A 1,509-nucleotide genomic window follows, 5' to 3' on the forward strand; every position below is an offset into this window, starting at 1 on the left:
ATCCATGCACGACCCGCCTATTTTGCCAGCAGTGCGGGCCGGTATGAATGGTGTGTGCGCCATGTCGAAGAATTCGGGTTGACGCTTACGGATGACGACGCGGCTTTTATGACGGCCTTTGAAGGCGCGGTGGAGTTTGAGCGCTACCGGGACGGGTTCGAGGATTTGCGGCAAATGATTGCGTTAAAAAAAAAGGTAGCCTGACATGAACGATGTGTTTTTGCGCACGCAGAACGTGCGGGAATTTCAGGATATGATGACCAATTTGGAAGATATCGCGGAAGGACAGCCCGGGCTTGGCCTTGTGTATGGCCGGGCCGGTCGGGGCAAGACGGTGTGCGCCAAACGGTACGCCACACAGACCAAGGCGCTCTATATGCGGACGCTCGAAGGTTGGACGCCTCGGGCCATGTTGGCGGCGCTCTGTTTTGAACTCTGCAAGTGCGAACCGCATACCACGGCCAAGGCCATGACGATGGCGTGCGAAAAATTGGATAAAGCCAAGCGGACTATCATTGTGGATGAAGCGGACCGGCTCAATCCCAAGCTGGTGGAACATTGGCGGGACATTCATGACATTACGGGCGTGCCCGTAGTGCTGGTTGGTGAAGAGTCATTGTACCCCATGCTCAATGCCAAGCGGCGCTTGTGGTCGCGCGTTGTCGGGGTGGTGGAATTCGGACCGATCACGGCGGAAGACATTTTGTTGTTTGCCAGCAAAGCGGCCGGGTTGGCGTTGGCACCGGAAGCGGGCCAGCTCATTGCTCAACGGTCGGATGGGGATTTTCGATTGGTATACCGCGACGTTTCGGGATTGGCCCGGATGGCGAAAGCCGGCGGGACCACAACGGTGGTGCCGGATATGGTGCAGGCCTTGCCCGCACTATTGGGAGGCAAGCATGGCAACGCGTGAAGACAGTATTACCGGGCGGGTGCGGCAGTTTGCGGCCGCATCCGGGGCGTTTCGTCTGAAAATAATGCGTGAAACGCTCGATCTGCCCAAAGCACAGGCGAAAACAGCGGTTGATAGCCTTGTGACAAGCCGAGAACTCAAGCGGTTGGCGCACGGGGTGTACGCCTTTGTGGAAGCCCAACAGGCTCCACCGGCAGAACGGGAGGCCAAAATCTGGGCGGCCATGCGCATGAGTCCGAGATTTACCTGCGGTGAAATCGCACAACTCGCCGGGACCAGCCCTTCGTATTTGTACAAACGGATGCGGGAATATCGGGCTGCCGGGTATGTGTCGGAAGCGGGCTGCCGGTGGAATGCGGAACGAACCGGCAAGGAAAAAATTTGGCGGCTCACCGTGCAGGCGCAAAAAATGGTGGACTGCCCTGTCGTGACGCCCTGGGAACCGGACCCGCTGGTTGAAGCGGCCGTGCGGCTCAATCAGTTGGTGTGTACGGGCGCGGCCCGGCATGTGGCGGACCGGCGTGCAGAGGCGCTGGGACTGTGCGGAACGGTGGAAACACTCTTGAAGGAACTGGAGGACGATCATGCTGAAAGCG

3 protein-coding genes are annotated in these 1,509 nt (G+C 58.6%); all 3 read left to right on the plus strand.

Annotation, left to right across the window (positions count from 1 at the left end; genetic code table 11):
- The coding region (locus G451_RS34650; protein WP_034643226.1) for a hypothetical protein at nucleotides 1–204 on the plus strand (204 nt) is incomplete at its 5' end.
- Between the two features lies 1 nt (nucleotide 205).
- Entirely contained in the window at nucleotides 206–913 is a 708-nt protein-coding gene (locus G451_RS30750) for an AAA family ATPase (protein WP_034643229.1), read from the plus strand.
- The coding region (locus G451_RS0120330) for a helix-turn-helix domain-containing protein (RefSeq protein WP_027185684.1) at nucleotides 900–1,509 on the plus strand (610 nt) is incomplete at its 3' end. The genes G451_RS30750 and G451_RS0120330, both read left to right, overlap by 14 nt.

This window comes from Desulfovibrio inopinatus DSM 10711 (assembly GCF_000429305.1).
GTDB classification, from domain to species: domain Bacteria; phylum Desulfobacterota; class Desulfovibrionia; order Desulfovibrionales; family Desulfovibrionaceae; genus Alteridesulfovibrio; species Alteridesulfovibrio inopinatus.

Coding starts and splice junctions, on each gene's coding strand:
- G451_RS30750 (WP_034643229.1), top strand. CDS start 206: ATGAACGATGTGTTTTTGCGCACGCAGAACGTGCGGGAATTTCAGGAT.